This window comes from Butyrivibrio sp. CB08 (assembly GCF_003625485.1).
GTDB lineage: Bacteria > Bacillota > Clostridia > Lachnospirales > Lachnospiraceae > Butyrivibrio.
In genome coordinates this window covers 1-701 of the sequence record NZ_RAIR01000022.1, presented here as the reverse complement: position 1 = coordinate 701, position 701 = coordinate 1, and the positions used below count along the sequence as shown (strand labels likewise).

The 701-nt window shown below is 42.4% G+C and carries 1 protein-coding gene; it reads left to right on the top strand.

The window, feature by feature from the left end; genetic code table 11:
- A partial coding sequence (locus D6855_RS16585) for an RNA-guided endonuclease TnpB family protein (protein WP_147368162.1) occupies nucleotides 1-701 on the top strand: 701 nt, incomplete at both ends.

Genomic DNA, 701 nt, shown 5'->3' with positions numbered 1-701 from the left:
ATGGCCATAGATCCCGGAACAGACAACATAGCTGCTGTAGCAAACACTTTTGGTGCAAGGCCATTTGTGATAAAGGGAGGTGTGATCAAGTCAATCAACCAGCTTTACAACAAAGAGATGAAAAGACTCTCTTCCTGTGCCATGACATGTAACAACAGGTACAGGACAAGAAAGATGAATGCTCTTACTGAAAAGAGGAACAGAAGGATAAAGGATCAGTTCCATAAGGTGAGCAGACAGCTTGCAGCCTATGCAAGGGATAACCATGTAGATGTAGTAGTGATGGGGCATAATACATACCAGAAACAGGAGATAGGTATAGGACATGTCAATAACCAGAACTTTGTGCAGATACCAATGCTGATATTTGCAGACATGCTCAGATACAAACTTGCTGAATATGGTATAAAGTTTGTTCTCACGGAAGAAAGCTACACATCAAAGGCAGACTTTCTTGCAAAAGACTATATCCCTGTGTATAAAAAGAACAGTTCAGGAAACTACTTTTTCTCAGGAAAGAGGATACAGAGAGGACTTTACAGGCACTACGATGGTACAATAACAAATGCAGACATAAATGGAGCTGCAAACATCTTAAGGAAAGTATTCCCAAAGGTAAGCCAATGGGATAGGGGCATAGTGGACATGCCCTGTTCTGCAGGATGCATAGAGCATCCTACAGGTTCATGCCGCCATGCGGC